A 17,784-nucleotide genomic window follows, 5' to 3' on the forward strand; every position below is an offset into this window, starting at 1 on the left:
TTCCTGCTGCCGGAAAGCGGCAAGAAACCCAGCGATGAAAACCTGGAGGCCGATAATGCGACAGCTTAATCCGAAACTCGCCGAATGGTTGGAGGCGGTTAACGCCCAGATTGCACAGGTGAAGGCTGCCGGTTTCGAGCCAACACCGGTCAACGCTCGCGAGAGCCTTGCTAACCTCACCGCCGGCTTTGTTGCCGCTGGGCCAGACATGAAAGTGTCTGATACGGTAGTGACCGGTGGTGAATACGCAGTACCGGTACGGATCTACCAGCCGGAGGATGCAATCGACGGTGCGGCAATTATTTACTGCCATGGTGGCGGGCATATGGCCGGCAGCGTGACGGTGTACGATCCTATTTGCCGACGCGTGGCGGATGCCAGCAAGCGCACGGTGATTTCCCTCGAATATCGCCTGGCGCCGGAGAATCCTTACCCGGCGGCACTGAATGATTTGATTAGCGTGGTGCGCAACCTGGGCGCTGCACTGGATCGCAAGGGTGTTGCCCACAATGGTCGCTGGATCTTGATGGGCGACTCCGGCGGCGGTGCCCTGTGTGCATCTGCGAGCCGGCTGCTGCAGCATCAACCGCATACCATTGATGCGCAGGTACTGATTTACCCCAGCCTCGACTACACCATGCAGACGCCTTCCATTGAAGAAAATGGCAAAGGTTATTTACTGGAGAAAGAAAAAATTCTCTGGTATTTCCAAAACTATCTGCAGCGTGCGGAAAACCCCTATTCAGTTTCTCCATTGCATGGCGAATTCACCAAAAATATGCCGGCAACATTGGTTGTTACGGCAGAGTTCTGTGCGCTACGGGATGAGGGTGTAGCGTATGTCGACAAGGTGCGCGCCGGCGGTGCCAATGCAGAGCTGCTGCAGTTTGACGATATGATCCACGCGTTCTTGAATTTGGAAAACCTAGTGCCTGAGGCGTGTGAGCGGGTTTATCGCCATGTGGCGGAGTATTTGCAGGGCGTCTGACCTCCACCGTCCCGCGCTCTGTCAAAGTTCACCGGCGCCAGAGCGCCGGGTGCGGCTTTTCAGGACCGCTGTGAACCCATCCATGGGCGCTGCGGCGGCGACGTCCCTGTCGCCGACGCTCCTGAAAAGCCGCACCCGGCACTCTGCCTTAACCACGACCATCGGACTTTGTATGTGAGTACAGCAGAGGTTGCTTGCGGAGTAGAGGAGTCAGATGTGAAGGTGGGGTAGCGGGTAGTTGTTTTCAAAAGCGTCGCAAACAGGATGTTTGCGCCGCAGCGCCCAGGGATGGGTTCACAGCGGTTTTGAAAACAACTACCCGCTGCGCCACCGCCTCAAGCTGAGAATCAAGGTTTTGGGAAAGGCTACGAAGCCCTTATAGCTGAATCAGCGCCTGCGCCTCTCGGATCAGCTGCTTACGATCCCGCAACTCCAGCTTACGTAAAATCGCAGTCACGTGGCTTTTCACCGTTGGTTCGGTGATATCCAAGTCATACGCAATCTGCTTGTTCAGCATGCCCTGCGCAATCATCTGGAAAATCTTCAACTGCTGGGGTGTGAGTTGCGTGAGTTTGTCGGCGAGCGCCGACTCGGTCTCTGCCTGCAGTGCCTCTTCGCTGAACCATTGGTCCCCGGAAAGCACGCATTCAATGCACTGCAAAATTTCATCCGGCCGTGCGGTCTTGGAAAGAAAGCCACTGGCGCCCAGGCCAGAAGCCTGTTGGATAACGGAGTGCTTATCGCTGCCGGATACAACCACCACCGGCACCGCTGGGAAATCGTTGCGGATACGGGCCAGGCCGCTGAAGCCTTCACTGCCCGGCATATTCAGGTCGAGTAGCAGTAGGTCCACTTCCGACTGGGCAAGGCGCTGCAGAGTGGAATCGAGGTCCTCACTCTGCAGCAAATCGGCATTGGGAAAATGACTGGAAAGGGTCGTTGCCAACGCATCGCGGTAAAGCGGGTGATCGTCGGCAATCAGCAACTGGTAATTCACGGCAGCACCCTGAAGAAGAAAGTGATCGGGTGCAAAGGATACTACTGCGCGGTCCATCCACCGTCCACCGGTAGTGATGCACCAGTAATGGTGCCGGCAAAGTCGCCACACAGGTACATGGCCAGTTCGGCAATGGCATTGGGTGGGCTGGCTTTTGCCATTGGCTGCTTGGCGCCCACCAGTTGCGCGCGCGCGCTGTCCAGGTCAATGCCCTGCTCGCGGCTGATCGCTTCGATCTGCGGTTGGATCAGCGGGGTTTCTACCCAGCCCGGGCAAATCGCATTGGCGGTGATATTGCAGTCGGCGTTCTCCAGGGCCGCCACCTTGGTCAGCCCGACCAGACCGTGTTTTGCCGCACAGTAGGCTGACTTCTGCTCCGATGCCACCAGCCCGTGTACCGAAGCGATATTGATAATACGGCCCCAATTAGCGCTGCGCATCGCGGGCAGCAGGTCCCGCATCAGGTAAAAGCTGGCACTCAGGTTAACGGCAAGAATTTGCTGCCATTTGTCCGCGGGGAATTCGTGGGTGGGCGCGGTGAACTGAATGCCCGCGTTGTTGACCAGCACCGAGGGGTTGCCAATGGCTTCGCGGGTATCGCTTACCAGCTGGGCGCAGCCCTCTTCGCTGGAAATATCGGCATTGCTGAAGCCGACTTTGCCGGCGTATGCGGAAAACTCGTCCTGCAGGGCCTGAACGGTCTCTTGATCGGCGAGCCCGTGCAGCATCACATGGTAGCCGGCGCGTCCAAAACCGTGGGCGACGGCAAGCCCGATGCCACTGGTGGAGCCGGTAATCAAGACGGCGCGTGATGTATCTTGTTGCACGGCAAACTCCCGCATGCTTTTGTTCTTTGCAGAAATCCTAGCAGTGGCGGGAGTTATGGGTCTGTATGACCAAGGTATGAGAGGGCACTCATACCTGGGTCAACTTGGCCGGGCTGAGCCAGCCAAACTTAGCGGCGATGCGCTCTTCCGCGATGTGCACCACTGCGATGTGCGCGATGCGCGCCGCTACGATGGTAGCGATGGGCCCCACCGCGATGGTAACGGTGTCCACGATGGTGTGGGCGGTTGTAATAGTGACGGCCATGGTAGCGATGGTGACGGTGGTAATAACCGCGACCGTAGCGATAGTAACTGCCGCGATAGCGCGGATAGCCGTAACGGTAATAGCGTGGCGAAGAGTAATAGAAGGACACGCTACTCGACGGATATACGTAGGGTCGTGAGTACGGATAGCTCGAATAGCCCACGCTACTCGACGAATAATATCCATCAGAGACACAGGCCCCTAACGTGAGGGTGCCGAACACCGTTACGGCCAAAAGGCCCTTTTTGATAATACTCTTCATGCGAGACCTCCGCGTTGCAGAGTAAGGGTGTGGCCCTGCGCAAACCGGAATGGTTGGCAGTGCGTACACCGAAAAAATTTTGAAATTACGCGTGTGTTGGATCAGCGAGGCTGATTGATTCGGTTGCTGGGCATTTGCCGGCGGTAGTCGCCGTCACCACGGGTGTAATAGTTCGGGTGGCGAACGTTGTGGCAGCGGTTGTTCTGGTGGCAGTGGTAATAGCGGCTCTGGACGCGGTAGTAACCAGGACCTTCGTTGGTGCGGTTGATAGCCGTTGTTGTGTCGGTCATGTCTTCCATGGTGGTGCAACCGGTGGCAAGCAGCAGTGCTGTGGCCCCGATTACGCCGGTACATGCCCCGGTGAACCGCTCGGATGAACGCTTCATGAAAACCTCCGCGCCCGCAGGCGGGTAACTTTTTTACTTCCTTTCGAACTGCTCGCTGCTTGACAACAGCTGAAACAGTCTCGAAACCCAAGTGAAAGTTATTTAAAGGTCGCGGAAGGACAATCACGACCTATTGCGGTGAATATCAACAACTAAAAAGTTATGAAGAGGCGGCGGGATATAAGTGAATGTCTGGAGTTGAGTGGCGGTGCCACTATCCGGTACGGGTTTGCGAGACACGCCGTGAACCCATCCATGGGGGCTCTGCGAAAACATCCCTGTTTTCGAAGGTCTCGCAAACCCGCACCGGATAGCGACTCCTTCGCTTGTCACCGCAAAGAGTTTGAGCGCGCGAAAGCTAAGCCGAGACCAGTTGTTGCAACTGGTTATCCAGCAACTGCTGTAACTTGGGATTGAGCCCGGTGACCTCGGCGCCCCAGTCGGTGGTGTGGCACTGGATGCGGTCGGCCAGGGATTCGTCGTCGAGCAATTGCGGATGCAGGGTCAGGCCGCGCGCCTGGCTCAACAGTTGCTCGCCATTGAAATCGAACTGCTCGGGCTTGGCTGGCAGCACGGCCAGGGCCAGCTGAAGGCCGGTGGCGCGGCTGGACTGTTGCAGGCCGCGCAGTAGCAGGCCGGCACACACCGCGCGGAATGCGGCATCCTCGCCGGCAAAGCCGAGTCCGACAGACGGGCCAGCACTGGGAAGTGGCTGTGCATCGTAAATGCGGGTGAGCAGTTGCAGGCGCTGTTCCAGTTCGCTCTGCAGATTCTCCAGTGCGCTGCGCGAGAGCTGGTTGCCCAGCTGGGCCCAGTTCAGTGGGCGCAGGTAGAGCCCGGAGGTGACCTGCGGCTGCGGTTTGGGTTGGGCCTTGGGTACCAGTAGCGGTTTGCGTTGCTTTGATTTGCGCGAGCGCAGTTGGGAAATACCCAGCGCGCAGGCGGCGCTGAACGGCAGCGCGAAGATCATGCACAACAGCAGGCTCGCCCAGGGGTAGCCCACCTGTGCGCCGGGTTGGATATTCAGTGCCACGCTGCCGGCAAAGCTATCGTGCAGCACCACCGGCTCGGTCAGCATTTCTCCACGGTCGCGCACCCCAGCCTGTGCCAGCGGGCTGGAGTCCACGTCCTGAATGGTTACACCGTACACAGCGGGCAGGGCCAGGGTTTGCTGGGCCAGCAGCTGCAGGCTGATACGATCGCCGGCGACAATTTGCTGCAGGCTCTGGGTCGCCAGCAGTTTCGCCGCAGCCGCGGCACTCTCGCGGTCGCGATGTTGCGCTGTGGATAACTGCTGGCTGTAGGCGTGGCCCAGAGCTGCCAGACAGAAGCCGGCAAGGGTCAGCCAGATAGTGGCGGCAATCAACTGGCGCTGGCGCTTGGCACTCAGCGCTTCCAGCCACTGGGGTAGCGATCCGGAGAGTTCGGACAGGCGGGTAAGGAGTGTTTTCATCTTGTTTTTAGTGTGCGAACAGAAGTCCGCCCGATTCTATCCCACTTCTTCAGTGAAAAAAGGCGCCGGGCTATAATGCGCAGCCAATTCACCTGCGGCCCGGCGGTCAAGTATGCCCGGGCCGGGCGCTGCGCGCGCAACGACGTGCGCAGAAAACAGCCAGCAACGAGATTCAGTCATGGACGCCAGCTCCCCATCCGCCCACTCATCCACCCAGTACACCGCTCTCGCTGACCTCAGTCATGCAGCCTTCTCGCTGCCGGTTGCCGCAACCCTGCCCGAGGCTCCCGCGGCGGTGACCGCCCCCTGGTGCCTGACGGTGCTGGCGGACGACATCGAGTTGGTGCAGCTGCGGCGTCTGGCGGAGTTTATCGAGGCAAATGCATGGCGCCCCGTGGCGCTGGATATCCTGGCCGCGCGGGAAGATTGCCGCGTGCTGCGTATCCAGCTGGAGGGGGATATTGCGTTTGCCGCGGCGCGCCTGGCACTGCTGGAACTGGCACAGGCTTTGGGCCTCGAGCTGGTGTTGCAGGCAGGCAGCACCCAGCGCGCGCCGAAGCTTGCGTGTTTCGATATGGATTCCACTCTGATCCAGGCAGAGGTGATCGACGAGCTGGCAAAAATTGCCGGTGTCGGCGACCAGGTGGCCGAGATTACCCTGTCGGCGATGCGCGGCGAGCTGGATTTCCAGCAGAGCTTCCGCAAGCGTATGGGTTTACTGAAGGGCTTTACCGAAGCGAGCCTCGCGGAAATTGCCCCGCGCATTCCGATCATGCCCGGTGCCCAGCGCCTGCTGCTGGCGCTGCGCGCACTGGGGTGCAAAACCGCGATCCTGTCCGGTGGCTTTACCTACTTCGCCAATTATCTGAAAGACAACCATTTGGCGGTGGACTTTGTGCACGCCAACCAGCTGGCCTTTGCCGACGGTGCCCTCACCGGTGAGGTCATTGACCCGATTGTGGACGGCGCGCGCAAGGCGCTGCTGTTGCAGGAAATTGCCCAGCAACTGGAGCTGTCATTGGACCAGGTGATTGCAGTGGGCGATGGCGCCAACGACCTGCCGATGCTGTCGCTGGGTGCGCTGGGAATTGCGTTCCACGCCAAGCCGAAGGTTCGGGCCGAGGCGCCGCAGGCGATTGACGGGTTTGGCTTGGATGCGGCGCTGTACCTGTTTGGCCTGAACGACCGTCAGATTGCCGACCTGGTCGGCGAAGCCGCTTGATGAGAGCTGCCGCCTGGCGGCAATGTCTTAATCGAAGGCGTGGTAAGCCGCCGCGTAGCGGGCGGCGAAGCTGACCGCGGGCGCCAGCTCGTGCACGGTGCTGGCAAATGGCATGCGCGGCTTGCGCTCCCCATCCCGATAGCACACCTGCTTGGTGCAGGCGCTCATCATCATTAGCAGTGAGAGCAAAGCCGTGGCGGCGAGAAGTCGCTTGCCCATGAACATGGTCGTTTCCCTGTCTACGATGTTCTGTTTCTTTCCAATTGTGCGAGTTAGACGACCCCAACGCGAAAAAAGTTGCGGTCGTCTCACAAAAGACTGGCAGAGGTTAAGAGATCTGCGCCAGCTTAGATAGTCCGGCGCAGAATTAGCCGCCACTCAATCCTGTTTTTGCGTCGGGTACTCCGCATCCAGCTCACCAATTTTGCGCGCCACCTGCCCCGGTGAACCGGTGCGGCGCGCGAGCACATCGTAGGCCGTGGGCACGATGAAGATGGTGAATAGGGTGGCCGCGAGTACCCCAAACAGCACTACGGTGCCGATTACCGCGCGGGTCTCGGAACCCGCACCGGATGACAGCAGCAATGGCAGCGAGCCCGCCGCGGTGGTGATCCCGGTCATCAGGATTGGGCGCAGGCGGGTTTCCGCCGCCTGACGCAGTGCCTCGCCAAACTCTACGCCGCGATCACGCAGCTGGTTGGCAAATTCCACGATCAGAATGCCGTTTTTGGCGGCAAGCCCCACCAGCATGATCAACCCTACCTGGCTGTATATGTTCAGCGATTGATTGGTCAGCAGCAGGCCCAGCAGGGCACCAGCCATGGCCAGCGGCACCGTGAACATAATCACCAGCGGGTGCACGAAGCTCTCGAACTGGGCGGCGAGCACCAGGAATACCACCAGTGCGCCGAGCAAGATCGCGAACAGAATGGTGTTGCCGGAATCCTGGAAGTTCTTGGACTGACCCTTGTAGTCAATTACCGGGGTGCCTTCCAGGTTGTCTGCCGCCAGCTGGTTGAGGTAAGCCAGCGCTTCCCCCAGTACCAGGCCGTCGGCCAGGTTGGCGTCCAGGGTAATCGCGCGCACCCGGTTGTAGCGTTGCAGCTGCGGTGAATCCGCGTACTCGCTAACCTCCACCAGGCTTTGCAGCGGGATCAGCGCGCCGGTGGTTTTGGAGCGCACGTACAGGTTCTCCAGGCTGTCCGGGGTGCGTTGCAGGTCCCGCTCGCCCTCGAGGATTACGTCGTACTCCTCGCCATTGTTGATAAACGTGGTGGCGCGCAGGGAGCCGAACATGGTCTGCAGGGTGGTGCCCACATCGCTTACCTGGACCCCCAGGTCCGCGGCGCGCTCGTAATCCACATTGATGCGCAGCTGCGGCTGGGTTTCCTTGTAGTCCCAGTCGACGCCGAGCAGCCCTGGGTTGGATTCCGCCAGCGCCTGGTTCAGCTGGTCACGCCACTCGGTGAGCTGGCCGTAGCTGCTGCCGCCGAGGACAAACTGCACCGGCTTGCCGAGGCCGCCGCCGAAGCTCTGGCGCATGACCGGGAAGGCGCGCACCCCACTCAGGTCTTTCACCGCCGCGCGCACCTGGTTCATCAGTTCAAACGCGGAGGGTCGTTCACCCCAGGGCGCCAACGTGAAGATCACCATGCCGGTATTGAAGGTGGCAGAGGTGCCGAAGGAGCGCGGTGAACGCACCAGCAGGCGATTGACATAGCCCTTGTCCACCAGCGGCATCAGGCGCTCTTCGATGGTGTCCATGTATTCCTGCATGTACTGGTAGCTGGCGCCCTCGGGGCCGTTGACCAGCAGGAAGAAGGAGCCACGGTCCTCGCGGGGGGCGTACTCGGTGGGAATCAGGCGGAAGGATACCGCGGCGAATGCCATCACCCCGACAAACACCAGTCCGGCAACCCAGTGGCGACGCAACAGGACATCGAGGCCGCTGCGATAGCTGCGCTGGGCGCGGGTCAGGGCCTTGTCCATAAAGCGGGTGGCCGCATTGTGGGAATCGTTGGGGCGGATCAGCTTGGCGGCGAGCATTGGCGACAGGGTGAGCGCGGTGATGGAGGAGAAGATCACCGCCGCCGACATGGTCAGCGCGAACTCGGAAAACAGCCGCCCGATATCCCCCTCAAGGAAGGTAATGGGGACGAATACCGCCACCAGTACCAGCGTGGTGGCCACCACCGCAAAGCCCACCTCGCGCGCACCGCGATAGGCGGCCAGCAGCGGCGGTTCACCGTATTCATCCATGCGCCGGAAGATGTTCTCCAGCACCACGATGGCGTCGTCCACTACCAGACCAATGGCCAGCACCAGCGCCAGCAGGGTGAGCAGGTTGATACTGAAACCAAACGCATACAGCAGGATAGAGGTGGCGATCAAAGACACCGGCACCGTGACCGCCGGCACCAGCGTCGCGCGCCAGTTGCCCAGGAACAGGTAGATCACCAGGGTCACCAGAATCACTGCGATGGCCAGGGTGGTGTACACCTCCTTGATCGCCTCGGATACGAATACCGACGCGTCGTAACTCTGGCTAAGACGCATGCCGTCCGGCAGGGACTTGTTGACCTCCACCATCTCCGCCTTGGCCGCTTCTGCGACGGCGACGATATTGCCGGTGGACTGGCGGGTAATGCCGATGCCTACCATGGGCTCACCGTTGCCGCGGAAGGTAGAGCGGTCCTCCGCGGAACCCAGTTCAACCCGCGCCACATCGCCCAGGCGCACCACGTGTCCGCTATCACCGGTGGTGATGGCGAGGCGGGCAAAGTCTTCGGCACTCTGGAACTGGCGCTGCAGGCGCAGGGTGAACTGACGATCGCTGGACTCGAGGTAGCCCGCCGGCAGCTCGCGGTTCTCCGCGCGCAGCGCCTGTTCGATATCCGCACTGGTGACGTTGTGCGCGGTCATCGCACCGCGGTCCAGCCAGATACGCATGGCGAAGTCCTTGGCGCCACCGACCCGTACCCGCGCCACGCCGTCGAGTACCGAGAAGCGGTCCACCAGGTAGCGGTTGGCGTAGTCGGTCAGTTCCGGCACGGTCATGCGGTCGGAGGTCAGGTTCAGCCAGATCACCACATCGTCGCTGCTGTCGACCTTTTCGATCTCGGGCGGATCCGCTTCCACCGGCAGGTTGTTCAGCACCCCGGAAACGCGGTCTCGCACATCGTTGGTGGCGCCATCTACGTCGCGGTTGATATTGAACTCGATGGAAATACGCGAGCGACCATCGCTGCTGGACGAGGTGACCGTCTTGATGCCCTCGATACCGGCGATGCGGTCTTCGATCAGGCGGGTAATGCGGGTCTCCACAATCTCCGCGGAGGCACCGGGATAGTTGGTGTCGATGGAGACAATCGGCGGGTCGATATCCGGGTATTCACGCAGCGCCAGGCGGTCGAAGCTGATCAGGCCGAACACCACCAGCAGCAGCGATAGTACCAGCGCGAAAACCGGGCGTTTGACCGCTGTATCACTGATGATCATTGCGTGCGGGCCCCGTTCTCAACTTCCACGGCAACGGGCTGGCCGTCGCGAATATGTAGCGTGCCGCGGGTCACTACCCGATCACCTTGGGACAGGCCGGTGAGCACCTCCACCCTGCCTTCATAACGCTGGCCGATCTGCACCTCGCGGCGCTGTACCATGTGCCCGCCTTCGGTCTTCTTCACCACGTACACCGATTGCTCACCGGCCAGCGGTACCAGTGCGGCTTCGGGAATGATCAGTGCCCGGCGCGGGTTGGTGACTACGCGGACGCGCAGCAGCATGCCGGGCTTGAGCTGGCCGTCTCGATTGTCGAGGCGGCCGCGCACGGTAAAGGCACGGGTTTGCGGGTCTACACGCGCCTCGACAATCATCACTTCGCCATTGAACACGCGATTGGGGTAGGCCTGGCTTGCCGCCTCGATGGCCATGCCGCCGCTGATCGCGGACAGCTGGCGCTCGGGCACGGTGAAGTCCAGCTTCAGGCGCGCACTGTCCTGAATGGTGGTGATTTCGGTGGTCGGCGTCACCAGACTGCCGACGCTGATATTGCGCAACCCCAGCTGGCCGTCAAACGGGGCGCGGATAATGCGATCGTCAATGCGCGCCTGCAGGCCATCTATCAGCGCGCGGGTTTCTGCTACCTGTGTCTCTGCGGCCTCCAGTTGTTCACGGGTGGAGAGGTTTTTGGTCACCAGGCCGCGCAGGCGTTTGGCATCGCGCTCGTAGCGCTCCAGGGTGGCGCGGGCCCGCGCCAGTTCCGCCTTTTCCTCGCCGTGGCTCAGTTCCACCAGGACATCGCCGGCTTTTACCCGCTGGCCGCTCTCAAAATTGACGCGGCTGATATGTTCGGTGACTCCGGCTCGGATGGAGACAAACTCCCATGCCTTGGCGGTGCCGAGGGCTTCCACCGGGTTGGAGATCTGTTCCAGTTCGACCGGCGCCGCGCGCACTGGCACTGGCGCTTTATTCGGCTGGGCCAGCACGGTGGAGGGAAGCAGCAGCGTGGCGACGAGGGCGAGCCTGGCACAGGCCGGCTGCAAGGCGCTTAGGTTGAGTACACCAAAGGATTTCATGTTGTTTAGGACGATCTGTATTTGTGGTTATGGCCGGCAAGCGGTCGCAACGAACCTCCGCCGAATGAACATCATGGGTTGGATCAGAGAGGTTGCTGAAGCAACATTTACGCCAGAGTAACTGGCGGAGATCACAAAGAGGGGGGAGTTTACAAAAATTTACCACCCGCCGAGCAAGCGGCGGGCGGTAAATCGATGAACGTCTTTCTCCGCGGGATTATCCGACACGGAGTGTGGTGCGACGGCTCAATCGCCGTAGATAATTTTGCTGTTCACTTTCACGGTCAGCGGGTGGTAGCCGGACTTGGCCTTCTCGAAAATCCGCTTGGCCGCATCGCTCTGGTCGTGCTCCATCATATTGCGGTACAGCGGGCGCAGGAACTTGTTGCGGCCGATGCTCACCAGGAAATCTTCCAGGCGCGCGTCGGCGGGTTCGTACTGGTTGCGTACCGCGATCATCAGCCAGCTGAATGCGATCTCATTGTTTTTCGACTGGGTGAGATCAAAGGTGCTGTCCAGTTCTGCCAGTTGGTCTTCACTCAGCTTGGCCGGCATGCCGTCCAGGAAGTATTTCCACTGATGGAAGGTCCAGCCCTTGGTGTCGATATCGCTGGCCTTGATCTCGCCGTTCAGCCATTGCTGGCGAATCGGATCGAGTTTGGTAAACGCATCGGAAGTGGGTTGCGGTGCGCCTTCCGGAATACCCGGTTCGAAAATCCACTGCTGGATACGCGCACGGTCGAGCTTGTCCGGATACTGTTTCAGCAGCGTCTCGTCCAGGTATTTCACAAAGTCTTCCGTGGTGATGCTCTGGAAGGCAAAGTGGTTGAAGTAATCCATCAGGAACTGGTCGAAATTCTCACGACCGATTTTTTGTTCCAGTTCGTACAGGAACAGGGAGCCTTTTTCGTAGGGGATGTTGGAAAAGACTTCATCGGGGTCGCGACCGCGCAGATCGATGGCCATGATCTCGTCTTTGTCTTCACGGTCGTCCAGGTCGGCCTTCAGGTCGTCGTAACCCAGCGCCATTTCCATCTGGTAGCGCTCATCACCGTAGACAAACTGCATGATGCGGTTGGTGAGATAGGTGGTGAAGCCTTCGTTCAGCCACAGGTCGCGCCAACTGGCATTGGTAATCAGGTTGCCGGACCAGGAGTGCGCCAGTTCGTGGGCGATCAGTGCCACCAGGCTCTTGTCACCGGCGATCACGGTGGGGGTGATAAAGCTCAGGCGCGGGTTTTCCATGCCGCCGAACGGGAAACTCGGGGGCAGGATCAGCAGGTCGTAGCGGTCCCAGCGGTAGGGCCCATAATTTTTCTCGGTGACCTCGAGCATGTCTTCGGTGTCTTCAAACTCGGCGGCTGCCGCGTCCAGCAGCTCCGGCTCGGCGTAGACACCGGTGCGCTCGCCCATGGGCTTAAACTCAAGATTGCCGATCGCGAGGGCTATCAGGTACGACGGGATGGGTTGCGGCATTTCAAATTCGTAAACGCCGTCTTTTTCCGTATCCGGATCGTTGTTAGCGCTCATCACTGCCAGTAGTTCTTGTGGCGTGCGGATGGTGGCCTTGTAAGTCACGCGCACCTTGGGGGAGTCCTGCAGCGGGATAAAGCTACGCGCGTGGATCGCCTGTGCTTGGGTAAACAGGAAGGGATGCTGCTTCCCGGCGGTTTGCTCAGGCTCCAGCCACTGCACACCGGAGGCGCCCGGGGAGGTCTGGTACTGAATGGCGACCCGGTTGGCACCCTTGGGCAGATTGATCTTCAGTGGGGTGCCAAGGTTGGGGTCGGTCTTGCCGAGGCTGAACTTCACGTCCTGCAGGCTGTTACCGACGCCTGCGCGTACATTGGTCACATCGATATCGCGGGTATCGAGAATCAGCGCCGGGTTCTTTTGGGTGAGGCGCTGGATATCCAGAATCGCCTCGCCCTTCAGTACCTTGTTGTCAAAGTCGGCGGTGAGGTCCAGGTCGACATGCTTGACCAGGTAATCCTGGGTGTTGGCGAAGGAGTGGTAGTCGACACCGGATTCGGGCCCTGCTTCTTGCGCCATCGGTGCCGATTTTTGCAAATCTTCGGGGGTGTATTGGGTGGCGCTTTCAGGAATGTCGCTGGCACTCTTTTCGCCGGCGGCAGCTTCTTGCTTCGTTTTGGCCGCGTCGGTGTCCGCGGGTTTTCCGCACGCACTGAGGGTAACCAGGCTGGCGCTAAGCAGTCCGACACCGATCAGGCGGCCGAGACTGGTAGGAAACAATTGGGGCAGCATGTTGGGCTCCGTGATTGTTGTAGTTCTTGAGTGAGAATTGGATAAATTCTTTGCGGGACAGAATACCCAATGACCCGCGTGGCGGGGAAATTGGATTGCGGGTTTGGTCCTAGAGTAGACCGAATTTTGAATTTTTGCCCTTGTTGGGGGGTAGGGGCTAGGGGCTTAGGGCTAGGGGCTAGCGCCGAGCCGCAGCGAACCCCGGACGCCACCCAGTAAAGGTGACACCCGGAGTCCGCTGTCTGGGATCAGTCGAGGCTGAAGTCGAAGTCCATCTCGTCCGCGGGCGGTTGTACATAATAGCCCTGGATGTAGTCGGTACTGGACTGCCACAGGGTCGGCAGCATGCTGGCCTGTTCGATGTGCGGCACGATGACCTTGGTATTGATCTCTTTCAGCTGGCTTACCAGCTTGACCAGGGTCTCGCTGTCCTCGCCCTGGTCCTGCACTTCGCGCACAAACGATGCGTCGATTTTGGCCAGATCCACCTGCACGTGTTCCAGTGCCTTGAATGGGCTGAGGCCGGTACCAAAGCGGCACACGGCAACACGGCAACCCAGATCCTGGACCTGCTTGGCAAAATCCCGCGCGGCGTGCAGGTTGCTGTTAATGTCCTCGGCGCGCAACTGGAAGGTCACGGTGCTTGGCGAAACCTTGGATGCTTTGAAGGCGACACCCAGCCAGGCCGGCAGGCTGCTGTCTTTTAGGGACGCCGCCGTCAGGTGGATAAGCAACGATGCCTCGTCGCCCTGACTGTTTTTTGCCGCAACGGCTTTCATCGCGTTGAGGATGACCCAGCGATCCATCTTGCAGGACAGGCCGGCGTCACCGAGCGTTTCCAGGAAGGCGATGGGCGCAAGCTCTTCCTTGCCGTCTACCAGGCGCACCAGCACCTCGTAGAGTTTCTCCCCGCTGCCCTGCAGGCTGAGGATTGGCTGGTACAGCAACTTGAAATTGCCCGCTTCCAGCGCCTGCGCAACTCGCGCGCGCAAATAGGTATCGGCATCGCCCTGCTGCTCACTGTCGGGCTCAAACAGGGCAAAGCCGTTGCCGTTGTCTTTGGCCATGGCCTGGTCGTGGGCCTTGGAGGCCTGCTCCAGCACCTTGTCTGCATTGCCCGAGGTTTCGCTCAGCAGCGAAATACCGATGGAGGCGGTGATGTGCACGGTTTTGCCGGCGGCCTCGAAAATGGTGTCCGCCACTTTTTGCAGCAGCTCTTTCGAGCGGGATTCGGCGCTGTCGGGAGTGGTTTCCGGCATCAGCAGGCAGTAGCTCTCCTCGCCGTAGCGCGCGATAACGTCGCCGCGACGCACACTGCTTTGCAGCAGTTCGGCGAACTTCTTGTGTACCTGGTCGGCACCGGCGACGCCAACCACCTGCTGCACGGACTGCTCGAAACGGTCGATTTCGATAAACATCAGGCCGCCGGTGCGCTGGGAGCCGGCCGCCGACTGGATGGCACTGTTGAGCAGCTGCACAAAACGCTGGCGGTTGTAGAGGCCGGTGGCGGAGTCGCGGTTCTTGGCTTCGCTGAGCTGCGCTTCCAGCTCTTCGGTGTTGCCGGTGCTGGCGGCGATGCGCACCTGCAGGCAGCGCTCATCGTCGTATACCGTCGACAGCACTTCCGCTTTGGTGGAGAGCGGCGTGCCGTTGGCGGTGCGCGCGGTGAACTGCCACTCCTGCGCTTCCACCTCGTTGTTGTTGATGGCGCAGCTGCGCAGGAATTCGCGTGCGTCCGGTTGCTCGCCCTCGGTGAGCATGTCGATCAGCGGCTGGTATTCCACATCGTCGCGGTCCTGATAACCGAAGCGCTCGGCAAAAGATTCATTGGCGTAAACGATCAGACCGTCGGAAATGTAGGCGATGGCGTCCTTGGAGCTGTCCAGCAGCTCCTTGGCGCGGTTGAGTGTGGCGTGGTAGCGCAGCTCATGCTGGCGCGCCTGGCGGCGCTCTTCGAGCGCGGTGAGCTCGCGCTGGATGGTCAGCAGCAGGTGCTGGTCCTCATCGATGGTAACCACATCGCGCGCGCCGGCCTTCAGGCCTTCCACCACCGGCTGCGAGCCTTCGCGCTCGGTCAGCAAAATCGCGGGGACATCCTTTTGCAGTTTGCTGATGGTGCGAATGGCGGTGGCGGCTTCCAGTTGTTTGCCCTGCTCTGCCGCAATCAGCAAATCCCAGGTGTGTTCCTGCAGGAGCTTGGTCAGTGCCGCCTCGCTGGCAACGTGTTTAGCGCGGTTGGGGCGGCCGGCATTCTGCAGCATGCTTACCAGTCGCTGGGCCTCGGCCGGGACGTCGTGGATAAGAAGAAGGCGGATGGTGTTTTCGCTGCTCATTGTGTTCCTGTTGTACTGCGTCGCGGCGGTTATTTTTCATTGTGTATTCTGATCGGGGCCAGATCGAGCGCTTCCCTGCCGATGCCCGCACCCTGTTGGTGCGGTCCAGTACCGCGAACCCGATAGTTTAGGTTGTTATAAATACCGTGAACAAGTGCACAGTCGGCAGTCTGGGATATGTTTCCACGTTCTTGCCTCTTGAAGGGAAAACCTTCGCGGTTAGTGGCAAGAATTGTGCCGCAGGGGCAGGTGGGCACCGCCGGGATCCCCGGCAGGCCGTCAGGAAAAGGCAAAGATGGCAATACTGCCGGTATTCAGGTTTTGCTGGCGCAGGGTAACCGTGCGGGATTGACCGGCGGTGACGATGTCTACCGTGTCGCCCTGTTGGAACAGAGGGGTTGGCAGCAACAGTTCGGGTGGCTGCCCGGCGATACCGTTGAGAAGCCCGGCCATGGCATCGGTAAGTCGCCCGTCCCGGGTGTGGCGGCGCACCCGCACCGCGCTGGTGTGGCCGCCGAGCAGCTCCAGCCCCGCACGGCACTGGTCGGGCAGGCCGAACTGCCAGCGTACCAGTCCCACTTCCCAGCGTTTTGCGACCTTGAGCGCGATCAGGTTGCCGCTGTGCAGGCGCCCCTGCACCTCTGCTGGCAGGCGTAAACCCGCGCCGTTGTCGCTGGTGTTGAGTAGGGTGGCGGGTGTTGGCGAGTAGCGTTTTTGGGTGGAGCGCGGACCCTCGCTGTGCCCGCGCGACACCGACGGTGCATCGGGCAGTGGCGTGGCCACTTGGTAATCGTTCAGCGCGCGGCCGGTACCGAAGTCGATGGAGTCCACCTCCATCACCAGGTCTGGTGAATTGCCCGCGTCAAAGCTCGCTGCCAGCTCCGGGCCTTCATCACCATCCTGTTTCAGGTGATAGGCAATCGCGCTGATACCAATCGCCACCTGGCAGCCTATTTCTACCGGAGTGCGCAATTCGCCGCGGCTCTTGGCGCCGGCCCAAATCGCCTGTACGCGCTCCAGCATATCCACCGACAGAGCTCCGGGGCGCCGCAGCCGTTTTTGTAGTAGCCGCAGGGGGCCGCCGAGGTCGATGGGCCAGCCCAAAGGCGCGGAAAAATGCTTCAGGTCCACCGCGCTGCGGCGCAGGCGCACTGCCGGAATCGGAGGTTGGTCCAGGTTCAGGCTGCACAGCAGGGTTTGTGCGGATTTTTCTGCTCGTTCGAGCAGTGTTGTCTTGCCGGCCCAGCGGCCGCAGCACAGCCACAGCTGCAGCTGCTCATCCAGGGTCAGTTGCAGTGGGTTGGCACTGGCAAACAGGGCGGTTTGCAGATAGGGGTGGCTCAGCTTTACCCAGCGATTGAGGCGGCGCCTGGCAGCCAGAGGTGCATCGGCGGCACCTGTCGCCAGGGGGTCAACTACGAGGCGCTGTTCCAGGCCGTGCTCGCGCGCAGTTTGTACCAGGTGCTGCAGGCGCGACCAGCTCCCTTTGGGCGGGGCCTGGTAGGCGAGATTGCAGATTTGGATCAGCCGGCGGTAGCTATCGCAACCGCGATGCAGCGCGCGGGCCAGCCGGCGGCGGAAAAACAGCGCGTGGCTCGCTTCCATAAGCTGGCCGCTCACACTGGCATAAGCCTGTGCCAGGTGCTGATAGAGAATCACGGCGGTGAGTTGTTCACGCCGTTGCCGCTGGTTTTGGCTACCCAAGGTGTTGCTGATATTCGCCAGCGGCGCCAGCGCCAGATTGCTGCAGTGCTCGACGATGGCGGGGCGCAGAACTTCCAGGCTGGCCAGGCGCAGGCGCACCGGTGCATCCCAGCGGGTAATTTCCGCGAGCAGGCTGCGCAGGGTACCGGCGTTGCGCTGGGCTTTTTCGTCCAGTGGGTTATTGCTCAGGAAGTCGCGCAACCAGTGTTTCAACTGGCGATGATTGCGGCAGCCGCAGGTGAGTTGGGCCAGGTCCCGCAAGGGGGGCGTGGTCGGTCCTGCCGAAGCACTGTGTGGCGAGGGAAATTCGGTGTTGGAATTGTGCGCGGTGTGGTGTCCGCGATGGGCATCTTGCCCTACTTCTGAGTCTGCTGCGTCCTGCATGGCGATAACCGAGTGTTGCGTGCTTGCAGTATACGAGGCCGCGAAATTTGCACAAATATGTCAGAGCAAATAGGCGTCCAATACGAATTATTTGGCGCCAAAAATCGTCGAGCAAGCAGCAAAG

At 60.5% G+C, this 17,784-nt stretch carries 13 protein-coding genes; 2 read left to right on the forward strand and 11 right to left on the reverse strand.

Going from position 1 to position 17,784, the window contains the following annotated elements:
* Nucleotides 1–55: 55 nt before the first annotated feature.
* Entirely contained in the window at nt 56–988 is a 933-nt protein-coding gene (locus AS89_RS0113635; protein WP_010133255.1) for an alpha/beta hydrolase, read from the forward strand.
* A 376-nt stretch (nt 989–1,364) separates the two neighbouring features.
* On the opposite strand, the gene AS89_RS0113645 is transcribed toward AS89_RS0113635, so the two are convergent.
* From AS89_RS0113645 to AS89_RS0113665, 5 genes are all read right to left on the reverse strand, one after another.
* A complete protein-coding gene (locus tag AS89_RS0113645; RefSeq protein ID WP_010133256.1) occupies nt 1,365–2,042 on the reverse strand; it encodes a response regulator in 678 nt (225 codons plus the stop codon).
* On the reverse strand, nt 2,027–2,812 hold the full coding sequence (locus AS89_RS0113650; RefSeq protein ID WP_029250040.1) for a 3-hydroxybutyrate dehydrogenase: 786 nt from the start codon (nt 2,810–2,812) through the stop codon (nt 2,027–2,029). The genes AS89_RS0113645 and AS89_RS0113650 overlap by 16 nt, the downstream gene beginning before the upstream one ends.
* Before the next feature lie 88 nt (nt 2,813–2,900).
* A complete protein-coding gene (locus AS89_RS18705; protein WP_138976409.1) occupies nt 2,901–3,263 on the reverse strand; it encodes a hypothetical protein in 363 nt (120 codons plus the stop codon).
* Between the two features lie 177 nt (nt 3,264–3,440).
* The gene (locus AS89_RS0113660) at nt 3,441–3,725 is read right to left on the reverse strand and encodes a hypothetical protein (RefSeq protein WP_010133258.1); all 285 of its coding nucleotides are present in this window, start codon (nt 3,723–3,725) and stop codon (nt 3,441–3,443) included.
* Nucleotides 3,726–4,083: 358 nt separating this feature from the next.
* A complete protein-coding gene (locus AS89_RS0113665; protein WP_010133259.1) occupies nt 4,084–5,178 on the reverse strand; it encodes a hypothetical protein in 1,095 nt (364 codons plus the stop codon).
* Nucleotides 5,179–5,356: 178 nt separating this feature from the next.
* On the opposite strand from AS89_RS0113665, the gene serB reads away from it, so the two are divergent.
* Nucleotides 5,357–6,400: a phosphoserine phosphatase SerB gene (gene serB / locus AS89_RS17655; protein WP_010133260.1), complete on the forward strand. Its 1,044-nt coding sequence runs from the start codon at nt 5,357–5,359 to the stop codon at nt 6,398–6,400.
* A 27-nt stretch (nt 6,401–6,427) separates the two neighbouring features.
* Here serB and AS89_RS0113675 read toward each other — a convergent pair whose 3' ends face one another.
* From AS89_RS0113675 to AS89_RS0113700, 6 genes are all read right to left on the reverse strand, one after another.
* Nucleotides 6,428–6,619: a hypothetical protein gene (locus tag AS89_RS0113675; RefSeq protein ID WP_138976410.1), complete on the reverse strand. Its 192-nt coding sequence runs from the start codon at nt 6,617–6,619 to the stop codon at nt 6,428–6,430.
* A 159-nt stretch (nt 6,620–6,778) separates the two neighbouring features.
* Entirely contained in the window at nt 6,779–9,898 is a 3,120-nt protein-coding gene (locus tag AS89_RS0113680) for an efflux RND transporter permease subunit (RefSeq protein ID WP_010133263.1), read from the reverse strand.
* A complete protein-coding gene (locus AS89_RS17660) occupies nt 9,895–10,974 on the reverse strand; it encodes an efflux RND transporter periplasmic adaptor subunit (protein WP_010133264.1) in 1,080 nt (359 codons plus the stop codon). Before AS89_RS17660 ends, AS89_RS0113680 begins: the two co-directional genes overlap by 4 nt.
* Before the next feature lie 246 nt (nt 10,975–11,220).
* Nucleotides 11,221–13,239: a M1 family metallopeptidase gene (locus tag AS89_RS0113690; RefSeq protein WP_010133265.1), complete on the reverse strand. Its 2,019-nt coding sequence runs from the start codon at nt 13,237–13,239 to the stop codon at nt 11,221–11,223.
* A 248-nt stretch (nt 13,240–13,487) separates the two neighbouring features.
* The gene (locus AS89_RS0113695) at nt 13,488–15,572 is read right to left on the reverse strand and encodes an EAL domain-containing response regulator (RefSeq protein WP_010133266.1); all 2,085 of its coding nucleotides are present in this window, start codon (nt 15,570–15,572) and stop codon (nt 13,488–13,490) included.
* 279 nt (nt 15,573–15,851) lie between these two features.
* Complete coding sequence (locus tag AS89_RS0113700) at nt 15,852–17,660, reverse strand: hypothetical protein (protein ID WP_010133267.1); 1,809 nt, start codon at nt 17,658–17,660, stop codon at nt 15,852–15,854.
* Nucleotides 17,661–17,784: the final 124 nt, after the last annotated feature.

This window comes from Microbulbifer agarilyticus S89, from assembly GCF_000220505.1.
Lineage (GTDB): Bacteria > Pseudomonadota > Gammaproteobacteria > Pseudomonadales > Cellvibrionaceae > Microbulbifer > Microbulbifer agarilyticus_B.

Coding starts and splice junctions, on each gene's coding strand:
- AS89_RS0113635 (WP_010133255.1), top strand. CDS start 56: ATGCGACAGCTTAATCCGAAACTCGCCGAATGGTTGGAGGCGGTTAAC.
- AS89_RS0113645 (WP_010133256.1), bottom strand. CDS start 2,042: ATGGACCGCGCAGTAGTATCCTTTGCACCCGATCACTTTCTTCTTCAG.
- AS89_RS18705 (WP_138976409.1), bottom strand. CDS start 3,263: ATGGATATTATTCGTCGAGTAGCGTGGGCTATTCGAGCTATCCGTACT.
- AS89_RS0113660 (WP_010133258.1), bottom strand. CDS start 3,725: ATGAAGCGTTCATCCGAGCGGTTCACCGGGGCATGTACCGGCGTAATC.
- AS89_RS0113665 (WP_010133259.1), bottom strand. CDS start 5,178: ATGAAAACACTCCTTACCCGCCTGTCCGAACTCTCCGGATCGCTACCC.
- serB (WP_010133260.1), top strand. CDS start 5,357: ATGGACGCCAGCTCCCCATCCGCCCACTCATCCACCCAGTACACCGCT.
- AS89_RS0113675 (WP_138976410.1), bottom strand. CDS start 6,619: ATGGGCAAGCGACTTCTCGCCGCCACGGCTTTGCTCTCACTGCTAATG.
- AS89_RS0113680 (WP_010133263.1), bottom strand. CDS start 9,898: ATGATCATCAGTGATACAGCGGTCAAACGCCCGGTTTTCGCGCTGGTA.
- AS89_RS17660 (WP_010133264.1), bottom strand. CDS start 10,974: ATGAAATCCTTTGGTGTACTCAACCTAAGCGCCTTGCAGCCGGCCTGT.
- AS89_RS0113690 (WP_010133265.1), bottom strand. CDS start 13,239: ATGCTGCCCCAATTGTTTCCTACCAGTCTCGGCCGCCTGATCGGTGTC.
- AS89_RS0113695 (WP_010133266.1), bottom strand. CDS start 15,572: ATGAGCAGCGAAAACACCATCCGCCTTCTTCTTATCCACGACGTCCCG.
- AS89_RS0113700 (WP_010133267.1), bottom strand. CDS start 17,660: ATGCAGGACGCAGCAGACTCAGAAGTAGGGCAAGATGCCCATCGCGGA.